The 20,004-nt window shown below is 52.5% G+C and carries 20 protein-coding genes; 12 read left to right on the top strand and 8 right to left on the bottom strand.

Annotated elements, in window-relative coordinates; genetic code table 11:
• The 8 genes from lpxA (at position 1) to tilS (ending at position 11,065) form a co-directional block, all read left to right on the top strand.
• Positions 1–789: an acyl-ACP--UDP-N-acetylglucosamine O-acyltransferase gene (gene lpxA, locus AC5JPW_RS10635; protein ID WP_494240133.1), complete on the top strand. Its 789-nt coding sequence runs from the start codon at positions 1–3 to the stop codon at positions 787–789.
• Positions 789–1,937, top strand: coding sequence for a lipid-A-disaccharide synthase (lpxB, locus tag AC5JPW_RS10630; RefSeq protein ID WP_494240131.1), 1,149 nt, complete (start codon positions 789–791; stop codon positions 1,935–1,937). Before lpxA ends, lpxB begins: the two co-directional genes overlap by 1 nt.
• Positions 1,934–2,530, top strand: coding sequence for a ribonuclease HII (gene rnhB / locus AC5JPW_RS10625; RefSeq protein WP_494240129.1), 597 nt, complete (start codon positions 1,934–1,936; stop codon positions 2,528–2,530). Before lpxB ends, rnhB begins: the two co-directional genes overlap by 4 nt.
• A gap of 32 nt (positions 2,531–2,562) precedes the next feature.
• Entirely contained in the window at positions 2,563–6,045 is a 3,483-nt protein-coding gene (dnaE, locus tag AC5JPW_RS10620) for a DNA polymerase III subunit alpha (protein WP_494240127.1), read from the top strand.
• A 12-nt stretch (positions 6,046–6,057) separates the two neighbouring features.
• Positions 6,058–7,017: an acetyl-CoA carboxylase carboxyl transferase subunit alpha gene (gene accA / locus AC5JPW_RS10615; RefSeq protein WP_494240125.1), complete on the top strand. Its 960-nt coding sequence runs from the start codon at positions 6,058–6,060 to the stop codon at positions 7,015–7,017.
• A gap of 104 nt (positions 7,018–7,121) precedes the next feature.
• Complete coding sequence (locus AC5JPW_RS10610; RefSeq protein ID WP_494240124.1) at positions 7,122–9,260, top strand: lysine decarboxylase LdcC; 2,139 nt, start codon at positions 7,122–7,124, stop codon at positions 9,258–9,260.
• Between the two features lie 56 nt (positions 9,261–9,316).
• The gene (locus tag AC5JPW_RS10605) at positions 9,317–9,706 is read left to right on the top strand and encodes a VOC family protein (protein WP_494240123.1); all 390 of its coding nucleotides are present in this window, start codon (positions 9,317–9,319) and stop codon (positions 9,704–9,706) included.
• A 63-nt stretch (positions 9,707–9,769) separates the two neighbouring features.
• On the top strand, positions 9,770–11,065 hold the full coding sequence (gene tilS / locus AC5JPW_RS10600) for a tRNA lysidine(34) synthetase TilS (RefSeq protein WP_494241199.1): 1,296 nt from the start codon (positions 9,770–9,772) through the stop codon (positions 11,063–11,065).
• Positions 11,066–11,094: 29 nt separating this feature from the next.
• On the opposite strand, the gene rof is transcribed toward tilS, so the two are convergent.
• Positions 11,095–11,355: a Rho-binding antiterminator gene (gene rof / locus AC5JPW_RS10595; protein ID WP_494240121.1), complete on the bottom strand. Its 261-nt coding sequence runs from the start codon at positions 11,353–11,355 to the stop codon at positions 11,095–11,097.
• Complete coding sequence (locus AC5JPW_RS10590) at positions 11,342–11,542, bottom strand: YaeP family protein (RefSeq protein WP_437886896.1); 201 nt, start codon at positions 11,540–11,542, stop codon at positions 11,342–11,344. Before AC5JPW_RS10590 ends, rof begins: the two co-directional genes overlap by 14 nt.
• Before the next feature lie 193 nt (positions 11,543–11,735).
• Between AC5JPW_RS10590 and AC5JPW_RS10585 the strand changes: the two genes are divergently transcribed.
• The 3 genes from AC5JPW_RS10585 to nlpE are packed head-to-tail and all read left to right on the top strand — an operon-like array spanning position 11,736 to position 13,434.
• Positions 11,736–12,281, top strand: a complete 546-nt coding sequence (locus AC5JPW_RS10585; protein WP_494240120.1) for a YaeQ family protein — start codon at positions 11,736–11,738, stop codon at positions 12,279–12,281.
• Positions 12,278–12,700 carry an alternative ribosome rescue aminoacyl-tRNA hydrolase ArfB gene (arfB, locus tag AC5JPW_RS10580; RefSeq protein WP_494240119.1) on the top strand — a complete coding sequence of 141 codons (423 nt, stop codon included), beginning with the start codon at positions 12,278–12,280 and terminating at the stop codon, positions 12,698–12,700. The genes AC5JPW_RS10585 and arfB overlap by 4 nt, the downstream gene beginning before the upstream one ends.
• Positions 12,701–12,735: 35 nt before the next feature.
• Complete coding sequence (nlpE, locus tag AC5JPW_RS10575; protein ID WP_494240117.1) at positions 12,736–13,434, top strand: envelope stress response activation lipoprotein NlpE; 699 nt, start codon at positions 12,736–12,738, stop codon at positions 13,432–13,434.
• Positions 13,435–13,475: 41 nt separating this feature from the next.
• On the opposite strand, the gene proS is transcribed toward nlpE, so the two are convergent.
• From proS to metN, 6 genes are all read right to left on the bottom strand, one after another.
• The gene (proS, locus tag AC5JPW_RS10570) at positions 13,476–15,194 is read right to left on the bottom strand and encodes a proline--tRNA ligase (protein WP_494240116.1); all 1,719 of its coding nucleotides are present in this window, start codon (positions 15,192–15,194) and stop codon (positions 13,476–13,478) included.
• Positions 15,195–15,306: 112 nt separating this feature from the next.
• A complete protein-coding gene (gene tsaA, locus AC5JPW_RS10565) occupies positions 15,307–16,014 on the bottom strand; it encodes a tRNA (N6-threonylcarbamoyladenosine(37)-N6)-methyltransferase TrmO (protein WP_494240114.1) in 708 nt (235 codons plus the stop codon).
• Positions 16,011–16,415 carry an Rcs stress response system protein RcsF gene (rcsF, locus tag AC5JPW_RS10560; protein WP_494240112.1) on the bottom strand — a complete coding sequence of 135 codons (405 nt, stop codon included), beginning with the start codon at positions 16,413–16,415 and terminating at the stop codon, positions 16,011–16,013. The genes tsaA and rcsF overlap by 4 nt, the downstream gene beginning before the upstream one ends.
• Before the next feature lie 107 nt (positions 16,416–16,522).
• Complete coding sequence (metQ, locus tag AC5JPW_RS10555; RefSeq protein ID WP_494240111.1) at positions 16,523–17,338, bottom strand: methionine ABC transporter substrate-binding lipoprotein MetQ; 816 nt, start codon at positions 17,336–17,338, stop codon at positions 16,523–16,525.
• A 42-nt stretch (positions 17,339–17,380) separates the two neighbouring features.
• A complete protein-coding gene (locus AC5JPW_RS10550; RefSeq protein WP_494240110.1) occupies positions 17,381–18,034 on the bottom strand; it encodes a methionine ABC transporter permease MetI in 654 nt (217 codons plus the stop codon).
• Positions 18,027–19,058: a methionine ABC transporter ATP-binding protein MetN gene (metN, locus tag AC5JPW_RS10545; protein WP_494240108.1), complete on the bottom strand. Its 1,032-nt coding sequence runs from the start codon at positions 19,056–19,058 to the stop codon at positions 18,027–18,029. Before metN ends, AC5JPW_RS10550 begins: the two co-directional genes overlap by 8 nt.
• A gap of 188 nt (positions 19,059–19,246) precedes the next feature.
• On the opposite strand from metN, the gene gmhB reads away from it, so the two are divergent.
• Positions 19,247–19,813 carry a D-glycero-beta-D-manno-heptose 1,7-bisphosphate 7-phosphatase gene (gene gmhB, locus AC5JPW_RS10540; protein ID WP_494240106.1) on the top strand — a complete coding sequence of 189 codons (567 nt, stop codon included), beginning with the start codon at positions 19,247–19,249 and terminating at the stop codon, positions 19,811–19,813.
• Positions 19,814–20,004 lie beyond the last annotated feature (191 nt).

The following is a 20,004-nucleotide window of genomic DNA, read 5'->3' as shown; positions in this document are numbered from 1 at the left end:
GTGATTGATAAAACCGCCTTTATTCATCCTTCTGCCATTGTTGAAGACGGTGCCATTATTGGTGCTAATGCTCACATTGGCCCGTTTTGTATTGTTGGTGCTAACGTCGAGATCGGCGAAGGTACCGTACTGAAATCTCATGTTGTCGTAAACGGCCACACTAAAATTGGTCGTGATAACGAGATTTATCAGTTCGCTTCCATCGGGGAAGTTAACCAGGATCTTAAATATGCTGGTGAACCGACGCGCGTGGAAATTGGCGATCGCAACCGCATTCGCGAAAGCGTCACCATTCACCGTGGCACGGTACAAGGCGGCGGATTAACGAAGGTGGGCAGTGATAACCTGATGATGGTGAATACGCACGTTGCGCATGACTGTACTATCGGTAATCGCTGCATCCTCGCGAATAACGCTACGCTGGCTGGGCATGTGTCGGTTGATGATTTTGCGATCATCGGCGGAATGACTGCTGTTCATCAGTTCTGCATCATCGGTGCGCACGTCATGGTTGGCGGCTGCTCTGGTGTTGCACAGGACGTACCGCCGTACGTTATCGCACAGGGCAACCACGCAACGCCGTTCGGCGTTAACATTGAAGGGTTGAAACGCCGCGGCTTTAGCCGTGAGGCGATTCACGCAATTCGTAACGCATACAAGCTGCTTTACCGTAGCGGAAAAACGTTTGATGAAGCGAAACCTGAGATTGCCGAACTTGCAGAGCTGCATCCAGAAGTGAAAGCGTTCACCGAATTCTTTGAGCGCTCCACGCGTGGTCTGATTCGGTAATGGTCGAGCATCGCCCGTTAACGATTGCCCTCGTCGCCGGAGAAACCTCCGGCGATATTCTTGGTGCAGGTCTTATCCGTGCCCTGAAAGCGCGTGTTCCCAACGCTCGTTTTGTTGGAGTTGCGGGCCCATTGATGCAGGCTGAAGGTTGTGAAGCCTGGTATGAAATGGAAGAACTGGCAGTGATGGGGATTGTCGAAGTGCTTGGGCGCTTGCGTCGTCTGCTGCATATTCGCGCCGATCTGACCCGCCGTTTTACCGAACTCCAGCCCGATGTTTTTGTCGGTATCGATGCTCCTGATTTCAATATTACCCTCGAGGGTAATTTGAAAAAGCAGGGAATTAAGACCATTCACTATGTCAGCCCGTCAGTCTGGGCCTGGCGTCAGAAACGCGTTTTCAAAATAGGCAGATCCACCGATCTGGTCCTGGCATTTCTGCCTTTCGAAAAAGCGTTTTACGACAAATTTAATGTCCCTTGCCGTTTTATTGGCCATACAATGGCGGATGCTATGCCACTGGATCCCGATAAAAACGCGGCACGAGATACCTTAGGTATTCCTCACGACGCACACTGTCTTGCATTGCTTCCGGGCAGTCGCGGTGCTGAAGTGGAGATGCTCAGCGCCGATTTCCTGCGAACGGCGCAAATTTTGCGTGAGCATTACCCCGATCTCCATGTTGTTGTGCCGCTTGTTAACGCCAAACGACGTGAACAATTTGAGCGCATCAAGAACGATGTTGCCCCTGATTTGCAGGTACACATGCTCAATGGCATGGCGCGTGATGCCATGATTGCCAGTGATGCTGCGCTGCTGGCTTCCGGTACCGCCGCGCTGGAATGTATGCTGGCAAAATGTCCGATGGTGGTGGGTTATCGCATGAAACCCTTCACCTTCTGGCTGGCAAAACGGCTGGTGAAAACCGATTACGTTTCACTGCCGAATCTACTGGCAGGTCGCGAACTGGTGAAGGAATTGCTGCAGGATGACTGCCAGCCGCAAAAATTAGCGGATGCGTTGCTTCCGTTGCTGGCGAATGGCAAGGCGCACCATGCCATGCATGACATTTTCCGCGAACTGCACCTGCAGATTCGCTGTAATGCCGATGAACAGGCCGCTGATGCTGTACTGGAGTTGGCAAAATGATTGAATTTGAATATCCCCATACCCATCTGGTTGCGGGTGTGGATGAAGTTGGCCGTGGGCCGCTGGTTGGTGCAGTGGTGACTGCTGCGGTTATTTTAGATCCCGCGCGGCCGATTGTGGGGTTGAACGACTCTAAAAAGTTATCAGAAAAGCGCCGCCTGGCGCTTTATGACGAAATTAAAGAAAAGGCACTTTCCTGGAGCCTTGGCCGCGCAGAACCTCATGAAATTGATGAGCTGAACATTCTGCACGCCACAATGCTGGCGATGCAGCGTGCGGTTGCAGGCCTGCATATTGTGCCCGAGTTTGTGCTGATTGACGGCAACCGTTGCCCTAAATTACCGATGCCATCGCTGGCGGTCGTTAAAGGGGATAGCCGGGTGCAGGAAATTAGCGCAGCGTCTATTCTTGCCAAAGTTTCGCGCGATGCGGAGATGGCAGCATTGGATCTCACTTTTCCCCAGTATGGTTTTGCGCAGCACAAAGGCTACCCAACCGCTTTTCATCTGGAAAAACTGGTTGAGCACGGCGCAACCGAACATCACCGGCGCAGTTTTGCTCCGGTCAAACGCGCGTTGGGCCTTGTGTCCTGATTCTTGTCACACAATAAAACCGGAATCTGAAAATGGCTGAACCACGTTTCGTACACCTGCGGGTGCACAGCGACTATTCCATGATTGATGGGCTGGCAAAAACCGGGCCGCTGGTGAAAAAGGCGGCCTCGCTTGGCATGCCCGCACTGGCGATCACTGATTTTACCAATCTTTGTGGTTTGGTTAAGTTTTACGGAACGGCCCACGGTGCGGGTATGAAGCCGATCGTGGGTGCTGATTTTCACGTTCAGAGTGAAGTCCTTGGCGATGAGCTCACGCAACTGACGGTTCTTGCGGCAAACAATGCGGGTTATCAAAACCTGACGCTGCTTATCTCGCGAGCCTATCAGCGCGGATACGGTGCGGCGGGGCCGTGGATTGACAGAGACTGGCTGGTTGAGCATAAAGAGGGCCTGATCCTGCTCTCTGGCGGCCGCATGGGCGATGTTGGAAGAAGCCTGCTGCGTGGCAATGCTCCATTGGTCGATCAGTGTGTCAGCTTCTATGAAACCCATTTCCCCGACAGCTACTTTCTGGAGCTGATCCGCACCGGACGTGCCGATGAAGAGAGTTATCTGCATGCCGCAGTAGAGTTAGCTGAAGAGCGCGGCCTGCCCGTTGTCGCCACGAACGACGTACGCTTTATTGACGGTGGCGATTTTGACGCGCACGAAATCCGCGTTGCCATCCATGATGGTTTTACCCTCGACGATCCCAAGCGCCCGCGTAATTATTCGGCGCAGCAATATATGCGCACCGAAGATGAGATGTGCGAGCTGTTTGCCGACATCCCGGAAGCACTGGAAAACAGTGTCGAAATCGCCAAGCGCTGTAATGTCACCGTGCGTCTGGGCGAGTACTTCCTGCCGCAATTCCCGACGGGGGAGATGACCACCGAAGATTTCCTGGTGGTTAAATCCAAAGAGGGACTGGAAGAGCGTCTGGAGTTCTTGTTCCCGGATGAAGCAGTCCGTAAAGAGAAGCGCCCGGAGTATGACGAGCGTCTGGACATCGAACTGCAGGTTATCAACCAGATGGGGTTCCCGGGTTACTTCCTCATCGTAATGGAATTTATCCAGTGGTCTAAAGATAACGGCGTGCCGGTTGGGCCTGGGCGTGGTTCGGGTGCCGGTTCACTGGTGGCGTATGCGCTGAAAATCACCGACCTTGATCCGCTGGAATTTGACCTGCTGTTCGAACGTTTCCTTAATCCGGAGCGCGTCTCCATGCCTGACTTTGACGTTGACTTCTGTATGGAGAAACGCGATCAGGTCATTGAGCACGTGTCGGAAATGTACGGTCGTGATGCGGTTTCGCAGATCATCACCTTCGGTACGATGGCAGCGAAAGCGGTTATCCGCGATGTGGGCCGTGTGCTGGGGCACCCGTACGGTTTTGTTGACAGGATTTCAAAGCTGGTGCCGCCCGATCCGGGCATGACACTGGCTAAAGCTTTTGAAGCTGAGCCGCAATTGCCGGAAATCTATGAGGCAGATGAAGAGGTTAAAGCGCTTATCGACATGGCGCGCAAACTGGAAGGTGTCACCCGTAACGCCGGTAAGCACGCAGGTGGGGTGGTTATTGCGCCCACTAAAATTACCGATTTTGCACCGCTTTATTGCGATGAAGCGGGCCATCATCCGGTTACCCAGTTCGATAAAAACGACGTTGAATATGCCGGCCTGGTGAAGTTTGACTTCCTGGGGTTGCGTACGCTGACCATCATCGACTGGGCGTTGAAGATGATCAACCCGCGTCGGGCGAAACAGGGGCTTGAGCCTATCGATATCGCCGCGATCCCGCTGGACGATAAGAAAAGTTTCGATATGCTGCAACGCTCGGAGACCACCGCAGTCTTCCAGCTTGAATCCCGCGGCATGAAAGATCTGATTAAACGTCTGCAGCCAGACTGCTTCGAAGACATGATCGCACTGGTGGCCCTGTTCCGTCCGGGCCCGTTGCAATCCGGGATGGTAGATAACTTTATCGACCGTAAACACGGGCGTGAAGAGATCTCTTATCCTGACGTGCAATGGCAGCATGAGTGCCTGAAACCGGTACTGGAGCCGACCTACGGCATTATCCTGTACCAGGAACAGGTTATGCAGATTGCCCAGGAGCTTTCCGGTTATACCCTTGGCGGTGCGGATATGCTGCGCCGTGCGATGGGTAAGAAAAAGCCGGAAGAGATGGCTAAGCAGCGCGGCACCTTTGAAGAAGGGGCGAAGAAAAACGGCGTTGATGGCGAACTGGCGATGAAAATCTTTGACCTGGTGGAGAAATTCGCTGGCTATGGATTTAACAAATCGCACTCTGCTGCCTATGCTTTAGTCTCTTACCAGACGTTATGGCTTAAAGCACACTATCCTGCCGAGTTTATGGCGGCGGTAATGACCGCCGATATGGATAACACAGAAAAAGTGGTTGGCCTGGTGGATGAATGCTGGCGAATGGGGCTTAAAATCCTGCCGCCGGACATTAACTCCGGTTTGTATCACTTCCACGTCAACGATGACGGGGAAATCGTGTATGGTATCGGCGCAATTAAAGGTGTGGGTGAAGGGCCAATCGAAGCCATCATCGAAGCGCGTAATGAAGGTGGCTATTTCCGCGAGCTGTTTGATCTTTGCGCGCGCACCGACACTAAAAAGCTGAACCGCCGGGTGCTGGAAAAATTGATTATGTCCGGGGCATTTGACCGCCTTGGGCCGCACCGCGCTGCGCTCATGAATTCATTGGGTGACGCGCTGAAAGCCGCCGATCAGCATGCCAAAGCCGAAGCCATTGGGCAGGCAGATATGTTTGGCGTGCTGGCCGAAGAGCCAGAGCAGATAGAGCAATCCTATGCAAACTGTCTGCCCTGGCCAGAGCATACGGTACTGGAAGGGGAGCGTGAAACGTTAGGGTTGTACCTGACGGGGCACCCAATCAACCAGTATCTGAAAGAAATCGATCGCTATGTCGGCGGCCTTAGGCTAAAAGACATGCACCCAACCGAACGTGGCAAGGTCACCACGGCGGCGGGGCTCGTGATTGCTGCCAGGGTTATGGTCACCAAACGCGGCAATCGTATTGGCATCTGTACGTTAGATGACCGTTCCGGGCGATTAGAGGTGATGTTGTTCACTGAAGCTCTGGAAAAGTACCAGCATTTGCTGGAAAACGACCGCATACTTATCGTCAGCGGACAGGTCAGCTTTGATGACTTCAGCGGTGGGCTTAAAATGATGGCCCGTGAAGTGATGGATATTGACGAAGCCCGTGAAAAATATGCTCGCGGGCTTGCTATCTCGCTGACGGACAGGCAAATTGATGACCAGCTTTTGACCCGACTCCGCCAGTCTCTGGAACCCCATCGCTCGGGGACAATTCCAGTACATCTCTACTATCAGAGGGCGGATGCACGAGCACGATTGCGTTTTGGCGCGACGTGGCGTGTCTCTCCGAGCGATCGTTTACTGAACGATCTCCGTGGCCTTATTGGTTCGGAGCAGGTGGAACTGGAGTTTGACTAATACAGGAATACTATGAGTCTGAATTTCCTTGATTTCGAACAGCCGATTGCTGAGCTGGAAGCGAAAATCGATTCTCTGACCGCCGTGAGCCGTCAGGATGAAAAACTGGATATTAACATTGACGAAGAAGTGCATCGTCTGCGTGAAAAAAGCGTAGAGCTGACGCGCAAAATTTTCGCCGATCTCGGTGCATGGCAGGTAGCCCAGCTGGCTCGCCATCCGCTGCGTCCATACACCCTGGATTACGTCCGCCTCGCGTTTGATGAGTTTGACGAGCTGGCTGGTGATCGTGCCTATGCCGATGATAAAGCCATCGTGGGCGGCATTGCTCGCCTCGACGGTCGTCCAGTGATGATCATTGGTCATCAGAAAGGCCGTGAAACCAAAGAAAAAATTCGTCGCAATTTTGGTATGCCTGCTCCAGAAGGCTACCGTAAAGCGCTGCGTTTGATGGAAATGGCCGATCGTTTCAACATGCCTATCATCACCTTCATCGATACCCCGGGTGCTTACCCGGGCGTGGGCGCGGAAGAGCGTGGTCAGTCCGAAGCGATTGCCCGCAACCTGCGCGAAATGTCTCGCCTGAATGTGCCGGTCATCTGTACCGTCATCGGCGAAGGCGGTTCCGGTGGCGCACTGGCGATTGGCGTGGGCGATAAAGTGAATATGCTGCAGTACAGCACCTATTCCGTTATCTCCCCTGAAGGTTGTGCCTCCATTCTTTGGAAAAGTGCCGACAAAGCTCCGCTGGCTGCTGAAGCGATGGGTATCATTGCTCCGCGCCTGAAAGAGCTGAAACTGATCGATTCTATTATCCCGGAACCGTTGGGCGGCGCTCACCGTAATGCCGAAGTGATGGCTGCATCACTGAAAGCACAGCTGATTGCCGATCTGGCGGATCTCGATGTGCTGAGCAAAGACGATCTGCGTAACCGCCGTTACCAGCGTCTGATGAGCTACGGCTACGCGTAATCCACGCGAAAGACCATTCTGAAAAGCCACACGCAAGTGTGGCTTTTTTTATACCTGCGGTTTACCTCAACTATGCTTAACTCATGTTTTTTAAGGAGGTAAGCGTGAATATTATTGCCATCATGGGGCCGCACGGCGTTTTCTATAAAGATGAGCCGATCAAGGAACTTGAGCAGGCGCTTAAGACGCAAGGCTTTCAGCTTATCTGGCCGCAGAACAGCAATGACCTGCTGAAGTTTATTGAGCATAACCCGCGTATCTGCGGTGTCATCTTTGACTGGGATGAATACGACCTCGATTTGTGCAGCGAAATTAATCAGCTCAATGAATATCTGCCGCTGTACGCTTTTATCAATACCCACTCGACGATGGACGTCAGTGCCCATGACATGCGGATGGCGTTGTGGTTCTTCGAATATGCATTGGGGACGGCAGATGACATCGCGACCCGTATCGAGCAATACACCCGGGAATATCTTGATAACATCACGCCACCGTTCACCAAAGCGCTGTTCACCTATGTGAAAGAGGGCAAATACACGTTTTGCACACCAGGGCATATGGGTGGCACCGCGTACCTGAAAAGCCCGGTGGGCTGCCTGTTTTACGATTTCTTTGGCAGTAATACGCTTAAAGCTGACGTATCCATTTCGGTGACGGAACTGGGATCATTACTGGATCACAGCGGTCCACATCTTGAAGCTGAAGAGTACATTGCCCGTACCTTTGGTGCTGAACAGAGCTACATGGTTACCAATGGCACCTCCACCTCGAACAAAATTGTAGGAATGTATGCCGCGCCGGTGGGCAGTACTCTGCTTATTGACCGTAACTGCCACAAATCGCTCGCTCACTTACTGATGATGAGCGATGTTACGCCGTTGTGGCTGAAACCCGGACGCAACGCTCTGGGAATTCTGGGCGGTATTCCCCGTCGCGAATTTACCCACGCCAGTATTGAGCAGAAGGTCGCCACCACGCCGGGCGCGAGTTGGCCTGCACATGCGGTGATTACCAACTCAACTTATGATGGTTTGCTCTACAACACCGACTGGATTAAGAAAACGCTGGATGTCCCGTCCATTCATTTTGATTCTGCCTGGGTGCCGTACACCAATTTTCACCCCATTTACGCTGGCAAAAGCGGGATGAGCGGGGAGCGAGTGCCGGGCAAAGTGATTTTTGAGACTCAGTCGACGCACAAGATGCTGGCGGCTCTGTCGCAGGCTTCCTTGATTCACGTAAAAGGGGACTATGACGAAGATACCTTTAACGAAGCCTTTATGATGCACACCTCCACCTCTCCCAGCTATCCGCTGGTGGCCTCCATTGAAACGGCAGCGGCAATGCTGCGCGGAAATCCCGGCAAGCGGTTGATTAACCGCTCGGTCGAGCGAGCGCTGCATTTTCGCAAAGAGGTGCAACGTCTTAAAGACGAAGCAGACAGTTGGTTCTTTGATATCTGGCAGCCGGAAGAGATTGACGAAGCTGATTGCTGGCCGGTTGCCCCTGGAGAGGGGTGGCACGGATTCCGCGATGCCGATGCGGATCATATGTTCCTCGATCCGGTGAAGGTGACGATCCTCACGCCCGGCATGGACGAGCAGGGCAATATGAGTGATGAGGGGATCCCGGCCGCGCTGGTGGCGAAGTTTCTCGACGAGCGCGGTGTGGTGGTGGAAAAAACCGGACCCTATAACCTGCTGTTCTTGTTCAGCATTGGCATCGACAAAACCCGTGCGATGGGATTGCTGCGTGGCCTGATGGAGTTTAAACGTGCTTACGATCTGAATCTGCGGGTGAAGAACATGCTGCCGGATCTCTATGCCGAAGATCCCGATTTTTATCGCAACATGCGTATCCAGGATCTGGCGCAGGGGATCCACAAACTGATCCGTCAGCACGATCTTCCACAATTAATGCTCCGTGCTTTTGATGTTTTGCCTGAAATGAAAATGACGCCGCATCAGGCATGGCAGAAGCAGATCCGGGGAGAGGTGGAAACCATCGAGCTGGAAAAACTGACCGGGCGCATATCTGCCAATATGATTCTGCCGTATCCGCCTGGCGTACCCCTGCTGATGCCGGGAGAGATGATCACGGAGCAGAGTCGCTCGGTGCTCGACTTTTTATTAATGCTCTGCGCAATAGGGCGGCATTATCCAGGCTTCGAGACCGATATCCACGGCGCGAAGCGGGGCGAGGACGGCGTGTATTGGGTACGTGTCTTAAAAAAACCGTAGCCTCTTGCGGGTTATCCGCCGCGAGGGTAACGTGCTGAAAGACAACAGGAGGCACTATGCTGGGTTTGAAACAGGTACACCATATCGCCATCATTGCGACGGATTACAGGAAGAGCAAAGCGTTCTACTGCGATATTTTAGGTTTTACGCTGCAAAGCGAGTTTTACCGCGAAGAGCGCGATTCATGGAAAGGGGATTTGGCGCTTAACGGGCAATATGTCATTGAGCTCTTTTCATTTCCGTTCCCGCCTGCGCGTGCCAGTGGGCCGGAGTCCTGCGGGTTACGTCACCTGGCGTTCAGCGTGGAGGATATCGATAAGGCCGTTGCTCACCTTGAGATGCACGACGTGCCCTGCGAAGCTATCCGTGTCGATCCCTTCACCGGCAAACGTTTTACCTTTTTTAAAGATCCGGATAACCTGCCGCTGGAGCTCTACCAGCAGTAGGCCTTGCCAGTTTTCACAATGCCCGGTAACGTGCCGGGCATGAACTCTGTTTCGGTTACTGCCATGACCCTGCCATTACTGTCTCATCTTCCCGCTTCTCAGCGTCAGTTTCTGCTGGCGTTCAGTGGTGGCCTGGATTCTACGGTTCTCTTGCATCAGTTGATGCTTTGGCGTAATCAGCAACCCGGAATTTCGCTGCGTGCCATCCACATCCATCACGGGCTAAGCCCAAATGCAGACAGTTGGGTCACGCATTGCCAGCAGTTGTGTGATAGTTGGCAGGTTCCTCTGACAGTGTGTCGTGTCCATCTTGTGGATGAGGGTAATGGCATTGAAGCGCAGGCGAGAAAAGCACGCTATAGCGCGTTCGAGCAGGCTCTCCTGCCCGGGGAACTGTTACTGACGGCGCAGCATCTGGACGATCAGTCTGAAACCTTCCTTCTGGCCTTAAAGCGGGGCAGTGGCCCGGCAGGGTTAGCAGGTATGCCGCAAGTCATGCCATTTGCAGGAACACAGCTCTTACGCCCCTTACTGAATGAAACGAGGGACTCACTGGAAAACTGGGCGCAGCAGCACGGTTTACAGTGGATTGAAGACGAAAGTAATCGCGATGATCGCTATGACCGTAATTTCCTGCGGTTGCATGTTTTACCTCAGCTCACTAACCGCTGGCCGCATTTTGCTGATGCAGTGGCACGCAGCGCGGCATTATGTGGTGAGCAAGAACAACTGCTGAATGAGCTTTTGGCAGATGAGCTTGCCGCTGCGATGAGCCCAGACGGCGGTTTGATCATTGCCGCATTAGCGCCGCTAAGTTCTGCCAGACGAGGGGCCATTCTACGCCGCTGGCTGACATCACTGCGTGCGCCGATGCCATCACGGGAAATGCTTGCTCGCCTCTGGCAGGAAGTGGCACTTGCCCGGGAAGATGCAATACCTTGCCTGCGGTTGGGAAACCGGGACGTTCGTCGCTATCAGGGGCAATTGTGGCTGATTAAGGCGCTACCAGTGGTACGTGACACCCTTATCAACTGGCCTTCGCCCTATTCCCCGCTGAGGCTGCCGGAGGATTACGGTGTCTTGTCGCTAATAGTGGGTGGTGAGTTACGTGCTCCGACACCCGATGAAACCGTATCGATTCGTTTCACAGCAAGCGGCATATTGCACATTGTCGGGCGCAATGGCGGGCGAAAGCTCAAAAAAATCTGGCAGGAATTGGGCGTGCCTCCCTGGCTACGGGACACCACGCCACTGTTGTTCTACGGAGAAACGCTGATTGCAGCTTCAGGACGATTTGTGACCCGGGAAGGTGCAGTGGGGGCTGGCGAACAAGGTGTGCAATTAAAGTGGGAGAAGTAACGGGCAGTAACACTGCCCGTAAGAGGACATCAGGATTCGCTCACCACAACGGTGCCGATTTCCGGGTGACTGAAACTGGCAATCTTGTCGAGGCGCAGTTCACGCATAGTGCCTGCGATTTCCACCACCAGATACTCCACGTTTTTACGTGAGACCAAATCGCTGGCTTTCGCCTGCAACTCTTCGCCATCTTTCAGCGTCAGCGTCAGTAAGAGATGATGCTGACAGGCGAGTTCCAGGTTGTCATAATCATCACAATTGATGGGTTGATAGGTATCATTCATTGACATAATCGCTCACCAGTAAGTTCGCGGCAGCGTACGCCGCCTTTTCCCTGACCGACTCTGAAACGGTATCGTCCGATGCCATCTCATTCAACACTTTCAATACACATCCTAATGCATCCGGAATATACCCCAAATCTCCGCTGGCAATTTCCGCATACCGCTTGCGTATTAATTCACAATAATTTCCCACATGTCCTCCTGTAAGCGCCCTGGCTTTACTGTGAGATACCATTAAGCCTACGAAGATACGCTCTGTTTCGCAAGGTGACTATACCACAGCCAGCTAATCATTATCAGGGCGATGAATTACCCTAAGGCAAAGAGATAACAGCGCGTTATACCTTTATTCGCTACAATAGCGCCTGTTTTGCCCAGGAGGCGGTATGGCATTAAAAGCAACTATTTATAAAGCGACAGTGAATGTGGCTGATTTGGATCGGAATAAATTTATCGATACCACCCTGACGCTTGCTCGTCATCCTTCCGAGACGCAGGAACGCATGATGCTGCGCCTGGTGGCATGGCTGAAGTATGCTGATGAGCGACTGCAGTTTACGCGTGGCCTCAGTGCCGAAGATGAGCCGGAAGCCTGGCTTCGTAACGATCATCTGGGCATCGATTTGTGGATTGAGTTGGGATTACCCGATGAGAGGCGAATCAAAAAAGCTTGTAGTCAGTCTCAGGACGTGGCGCTGTTTACTTATAACGACAGGGCGGCACAAATCTGGTGGCAGCAGAACCAGACAAAACTCGCCGGATTTAAGAACCTCAGCATCTGGTATCTTGATGATGAGCAACTGGCGAAACTGAGCGAATTTGCCACGCGCACGATGGTGCTGCAAGCGACCATTCAGGATGGAACTATCTGGCTCAGCGATACTCAAAATAATCTGGAAATTCAGTTAACCACCTGGCAGCACCACGAATGATTGAGATATCCCGTCATGCCAGCATTGCGGATGACGAGCTGGAAATAACAGCTGTTCGTGCCCAGGGGGCGGGCGGCCAGCATGTGAATAAAACGTCGACGGCGATTCACCTGCGTTTTGATATTCGCGCATCCAGCCTGCCAGATTTTTATAAAGAACGGCTGCTTGGCGCTTCGCATCATCTCATCACCGCCGATGGCGTGGTGATCATCAAAGCGCAAGAGTATCGCAGTCAGGAAATGAACCGCGAAGCGGCGGTGGCCCGGCTGGTGGCGTTAATTAAAGAACTGACGGTGGTGCAAAAGAGCCGTCAGGCAACGCGGCCCACGCGGGCGTCGAAAGAGCGGCGCCTGGCGACGAAGTCGCAAAAGTCGTCGGTGAAAGCGCTGCGTGGAAAAGTCCGTCGCCCACCGGAATGATGGATGTCATGAGAATGATTCATAAGGAAAAGAGAGTGAAAAAAGCGATTTTGTCCCTGGCTGCAGTCATGACACTCTTTGGGTTGATGGGGTGTAACAACCGGGGAGAGGTACAAACCGTCTCGCCACCGTTGCAGCAAGAACTAAAACCGATGCAGCAAAGCTGGCGTGGGGTTTTACCCTGTGCAGACTGTGAAGGCATCGATACCTCGCTTTTCCTGGAGAAAGATGGCACTTGGGTGATGAACCAGGGTTATAAAGGCGGCAAAGCAGCCTCTGATTTTGCTGCTTATGGCTCCTGGGCGCGTACGGCGGACAAACTGGTATTGACGGATGCAAGCGGTGAGAAGCTCTATTTCCGTGCCAAAGGTGAAGCGCTGGAAATGTTAGACAGAGAGGGGAACCCGATTCACTCTCAACTCAATTATACGTTGCAGCCAATGAAAGCGTCCTTGCCAACCACGCCAATGGCAATGCGTGGAATGTACCTCTATTATGCCGATGCCGCGACCTTTACGGACTGTGCCACCGGTAAACGGATCCCGGTTAACAACAATGCTCAACTTGAGCAGAAATTTGGTCTGGCAGGGGGCAAGAGCGCCCAGCCCGTTCTGCTGGAAGTGAATGGTCACTTTACGATGACGCCTAACCCGGACAGCGGCGTAATGACCAAAACGCTGGTGGCGGATAAAAACGCGACATTCATCGCCGGAAAAGACTGTAACCATCAATAAAAAAGGCCTCGCATGCGAGGCCTTTTTTATTCTCAGAGCGATTAGCCCTTAATGGCGCTGACCAGGTAGTTCATGATGTCACCGGTCTTAATCATCTGCTTCTCGCCGCTGCGACGGTATTTGTATTCAATATCGTCGTTATCCAGGTTGCGATCGCCAATGACGATTGTGTGCGGGATACCAATCAGTTCCATGTCAGCAAACATCACGCCCGGACGCTCTTTACGGTCGTCCATCAGTACGTCGATGCCCTGCGCACGCAGTTCGTTGTAGAGCTTCTCAGCCAGTTCCTGCACGCGATAGGATTTGTGCATGTTCATTGGCAGAATCGCGACCTGGAACGGTGCGATGTTGTCCGGCCACAGGATACCGCGATCGTCAAAGTTCTGTTCGATAGCCGCGGCAACCACACGTGTTACCCCGATGCCGTAGCAACCCATGGTCAGAACCTGGTTACGACCGTCTTCACCCTGCACGGCGGCATTCATTGCCTGCGAATATTTGGTGCCAAGCTGGAAGATATGGCCCACTTCAATACCGCGTTTAATCAGCAGAGTACCCTGACCATCCGGGCTTGCATCACCGGCAACGACGTTACGAATATCTGCCACTTCTGGTGTCGCAAGGTCGCGATCCCAGTTAATGCCGAAGTAGTGTTTACCATCAATGTTGGCGCCTGCAGAGAAATCGCTCATCGCAGCAACGGTGCGGTCAATTACAACCGGAATCGGCATGTTAACCGGGCCAAGTGAGCCAGGACCGGCGTTAACAACAGCGCGGATATCAGCTTCAGTTGCGAAAGTCAGCGGGCTGGCAACCTGCGGCAGCTTTTCTGCTTTCACTTCGTTCAGTTCGTGATCGCCGCGAACCAGCAGAGCAACCAGCGGATACGTGCTGCCTTCCACGGCTTGCACCAGCAGGGTTTTCACGGTTTTCTCGATTGGCAGATTGAACTGCTCGACCAGCTCGGCGATGGTTTTCGCGTTTGGCGTATCAACCAGCGTCATTTCCTGGGTAGCGGCAGCGCGCGGCTCTTTAGGCGCGACGGCTTCAGCAAACTCAATGTTTGCTGCGTAGTCGGAGCTGTCAGAGAAGATGACATCATCTTCACCGCTCAGCGCCAGTACCTGGAATTCATGGGAGGCGCTACCGCCGATAGAACCGGTGTCAGCCTGTACAGCACGGAAATCCAGCCCCATACGGGTAAAGATTTTGCTGTAGGCGGCATACATCGTGTCGTAGGTTTCCTGCAGAGATTCCTGAGATGTATGGAATGAATAAGCATCTTTCATCAGAAACTCGCGGGAACGCATCACACCAAAGCGCGGGCGAACTTCATCGCGGAATTTGGTCTGAATCTGGAAGAAATTCAGCGGCAGCTGTTTGTAAGAGTTCAGCTCGTTGCGAATCAGATCGGTGATCACTTCTTCGTGCGTCGGGCCGAGGACGAACGGACGGTCGCCACGGTCAACAAAACGCAGCAATTCCGGGCCATACTGCTCCCAACGACCACTTTCCTGCCACAGTTCTGCAGGCTGGACCACTGGCATTGACACCTCAATCGCACCGGCGTTGTTCATCTCTTCACGTACGATGTTTTCGACTTTTTTCAGGACGCGCAGGCCGGTTGGCAGCCAGGCGTATAACCCGGAGGCCAGCTTGCGGATCATCCCGGCGCGTAGCATCAGCTGATGGCTGATGACTTCGGCGTCGGCAGGTGTCTCCTTCAGAGTGGAGAGCAGGTATTGGCTAGTACGCATGTTGTTACGTTTCCAGTTGGACGATTGGAACAGGCTCAAAGGGAGCCTGATTTAAAAAAAGTGCTTCAGTTTACCAGCGAGACGGGGATGTCAAAAGTAGAGGCGGGATAAATTAACGGTCTTCAAGTGCAAACACTTCAAAACCCGCTTCGGTGACACGCCAGCGCACATTAAAATCCAGCAGCCAGACGGCATAGGTTTTCCCCAACTCTTCACCTTTACGGTAGGCCGGACGAGGATCCTGCGCCAGTACTTCGCAAATAAAGGAGGACAGGTGAGGGTAACGCTTTTCCAGCCCAGGTAATAGTGCTTCAACTTCTGGGCTAAAACTCACGGGCATGTCAGCTGCAGGAGCATGCTGAGCATAGCTGGCCTGGGCATCGGGAAGCGCTTCGGCAAAGGGCAGATAGGGTTTGATATCAATAATGGGTGTGCCATCAACCAGATCCAGACTGCCCAGCTGCAATATCACCTGATCTTTCTCGCAACGAATATCCTTGAGTTCAACCAGGGACATACCTACAGGGTTGGGGCGAAAGGTCGAACGTGTGGCAAAGACCCCCATTCTGGCATTACCACCCAGACGAGGAGGGCGTACCGTGGGACGCCAGCCACCGTCCATCGTCTGGTGAAAAACGAATAATACCCAGAGATGGCTAAATGCATCGAGCCCACGTACGGCTTCAGCATGGTTGTAAGGGGCGATAAGATGCAGCTCGCCGCTCCCGTGTTTTACCAGCCCTGGCTGGCGGGGAACGGCAAACTTTTCTTTATATGGGGAGCGGATGACGCCTATTTGTTCAAAGGAAAATGCGGTCATTTCGCCGATACGTTAAGGGCGGAACCGACACAAACGGCCTGACGATAGCATCCTGGCGTGCCGCTGGTGATTTCGCAGCTGTGTAACAGCACGGCATTTGCCTTCATTTTAGAGGCGTTAATCTGCAGGCGTTTGCGCGCAGTTGGAATATTCGGCGGAGAGTCCTGGGTGCTGGCCTGGCAAGAGTCTCCCGTTACTTCCCCTAAATCACGGAATGTTTTACCCACTAAATCTTCAGCGTTGGTAATGATTCGGACCGGGGCTGGACGCGGCGGTTTTGGTTTTGCCGGTTCCTCTTTCGGAGGCGTTGCAGTGCTTTTAACAGGTTCGACGGGGGATCTGCTTAGCATTGAACAGCCGCTCAGCATGAGTGCCAATAAACAGATCGGTAAAGCACGCATAATATATCCTCAATAAAATTTCTTAACGTCGCTTATTGAATCAGGTGCTTGAACAAATGACAAGACGGGCATACGCCCGTCCTGAAGGATAATACGGAAGAGAGGGATTACCAGCCTTTAACCGCACCACCATTGAATACTTTATTCGCGGCTTCGTACACTTCATCAGATTGATAAGCCTGTACGAATTTCTTCACGTTTTCAGCGTCTTTGTTATCTTCACGGCTAACGATCAGGTTTACGTACGGGGAATCTTTGTCTTCAACGAAGATACCATCTTTAGCAGGAGTCAGGTTGATCTGGCTGGCGTAAGTGGTGTTGATAACGGCCAGGGCAATTTGCGCGTCGTCCAGGGAACGCGGCAGCTGCGGAGCTTCCAGCTCAACAAGCTTCAGGTTTTTTGGGTTCTCGATAACGTCCAGAGCGGTTGGCAACAGACCAACGCCATCTTTCAGTTTGATCAGACCCTGTTTCTGCAGCAGGAGCAGTGAGCGGCCAAGGTTAGTAGGGTCATTTGGAATGGCAATCTGTGCGCCTTCCTGCAGTTCATCAATGGATTTGATTTTTTTAGAGTAGCCCGCAATCGGGTAAACAAAGGTATTGCCTACGGCAACCAGCTTGTAGCCACGGTCTTTGATCTGCTGGTCCAGGTACGGTTTGTGCTGGAAGGCGTTAGCATCAATGTCGCCTTTGCTCAGCGCTTCGTTCGGCAGAACGTAGTCGTTGAAGGTGACCAGCTCAACGTCCAGGCCATACTTTTCTTTCGCAACTTTCTGTGCAACTTCAGCAACCTGCTGTTCTGCACCAACAATTACGCCCACTTTAATGTGGTTAGGATTTTTTTCATCCTGACCGCAACCCGCCAGGGCCAGGGAGCCAATCAGAGCACCTACTGCCGCAAAGGTCTTGAATTTAAACGCCATGTGTTTTTCCTTTCTTTCAGAGTCGTTGTGTTGTGAGCAACGTTATTTATGCGTAACAGAGCGAACGATACGATCGCCTGCAAACTGAATTAAGTAAACCAGAATCACCAGAAGGGCCAGAACCGTATTCATGACCACGGCGTTATAGCCGATATAACCGTATTGATAGCCAATCTGACCCAGTCCGCCAGCACCGACGGCACCACCCATGGCTGAATAACCCACCAGGGTAATCAGTGTAATGGTTGCTGCGTTAACCAGACCGGGTAATGCTTCTGGTAGAAGGACCTTACGTACGATTTGCATCGGCGTAGCACCCATTGCGCGGGAGGCTTCGATAAGACCTGTTGGGATCTCCAGAAGCGCGTTCTCTACCATACGGGCAATAAAGGGAGCTGCCCCGACGGTTAAAGGAACAATCGCGGCCTGAAGACCGATTGAGGTGCCGACGACAATACGGGTAAACGGAATCATCCAGACCAGCAGGATAATAAAAGGAATAGAACGGAAGATATTGACCAGCGCGGATACTGTGCGGTAAAGCTTCGCATTTTCAGAAATCTGCCCCGGGCGTGTAACATAAAGCAGCACGCCTACTGGTAAGCCCAGCACAAAACCGAAAAAGCCGGACACGAAGGTCATTGCCAGCGTCTCCCAGACGCCCTTTGCCAGTAACCACATCATTGGCTCAGACATAACCCAGTACCTCTACTTTTACATGGTGTTCTTTAAGCCAGGCGATGGCCGCTTGAGTATCCTGCTGTGTACCGTGCATTTCGGTGAGCATAATCCCGAACTTAACGCCGCCGGCATAATCCATCTGCGCGCTAATAATGTTGTTGTTTACATTGAAGCGACGGGCGGTTTCGGACAGCAACGGTGCGTCGACTGACTGGCCGGTGAATTCCATACGCAGCATTGGAACGCTATCAGCCAGCGGCTGTGCTTTTAAACGCTGCAGATAATCTTCCGGAATATCCAGATGTAATGTCGACTGGATAAACTGCTGTGCCAGCGGGGTTTTCGGATGAGAGAACACTTCGCTAACCGTGTCCTGCTCAATCAGTTCACCATTGCTGATGACGGCGACGCAGTCACAAATGCGTTTCACGACATCCATCTCATGGGTAATCAGCAGAATGGTCAGGCCGAGGCGACGATTAATGTCTTTCAGCAGTTCGAGAATCGAACGGGTAGTGGCAGGATCAAGTGCGCTGGTGGCTTCGTCACACAGCAATACTTTTGGGTTGCTGGCGAGTGCGCGGGCGATAGCAACGCGCTGCTTTTGACCACCGGACAGATTTGCCGGGTAGCTGTCTTGCTTGTCGCTCAGGCCAACCAGATCGAGTAGCTCTTTCACTCGGCGGCTAATTTCTTCGCGCGGTGTGTTATCCAGCTCCAGAGGCAGCGCGATGTTGCCGAATACGGTGCGGGAGGCGAGCAGATTAAAATGCTGAAAAATCATGCCAATCTGGCGACGTGCTTTGGTCAGTTCAGATTCAGAAAGTGCAGTTAACTCTTGACCATCAACCTGAACGCTGCCTTGGGTTGGGCGTTCCAGTAAATTGACGCAGCGAATCAGCGTACTTTTACCTGCGCCTGATGCGCCAATGACGCCATAAATTTGCCCGGCAGGGACGTGCAGGCTGACATTGTTCAGTGCCTGAATCGATCGCGTCCCCTGCTGGAACACTTTGGTGATATTCGAAAGTTTAATCATCAGATTATTTTTATCGTATTAAGAGTGAGCCGTGGCATTTTCTTCTGCCGGTTACGGGCAATGCCGTAAACAGAGCGGATGTTAAGGCATCCAGACGTCTAAATCAATCGCGCCCTGTGAGATGAGCACTTTCCTGCATGATGAAACGTGAGATAATGAAGAGACATGCCTTATTCAGGAGCAAACCGGTGGCGAAATCAGTACCTGCAATTTTTCTCGATCGTGATGGGACTATTAATGTCGATCACGGTTATGTTCACGAGATCGACAATTTTGAGTTTATTGATGGTGTCATAGATGCCATGCGTGAATTAAAGGCAATGGGCTTTGCGTTGGTTGTCGTGACTAACCAGTCTGGTATTGCGCGCGGCAAGTTTACTGAAGCGCAGTTTGAAACCTTGACCGAGTGGATGGACTGGTCGCTGGCCGATCGTGATGTTGAACTGGATGGCATCTATTATTGCCCGCATCATCCGCAGGGGACCGTTGAAGAGTTCCGCCAGACCTGTGATTGCCGTAAACCGCATCCGGGGATGTTCATCTCTGCTCGCGATCATCTGCACATTGATATGTCTTCTTCTTATATGGTTGGCGACAAAATTGAAGATATGCAGGCAGCTGATGCTGCGCAGGTTGGCACGCGTGTGCTGGTTCGTACCGGGAAGCCTGTCACGCCAGAAGCAGAAAATGCAGCAGATTGGGTGATTAATAGTCTTGCAGACCTGCCAGCAGCTATCAAAAAGCACCAAAAATAACCGTTATGATGAAAAGATGAGCGGTTGAAATAAAAATGCATTTTTCCGCTTGTCATTCATCGAGAGCTCCCTATAATGCGCCTCCATCGACACGGCGGATGTGAATCACTTCACACTAACGAGCCGGTTCGGTTGAAGAGAAAGGCGAAAATAAGCGCTTGACTCTGAAAGAGGGAAAGCGTAATATACGC

Source organism: Phytobacter sp. (assembly GCF_059074235.1).
This window is presented reverse-complemented; position numbering and strand designations above follow the sequence as displayed.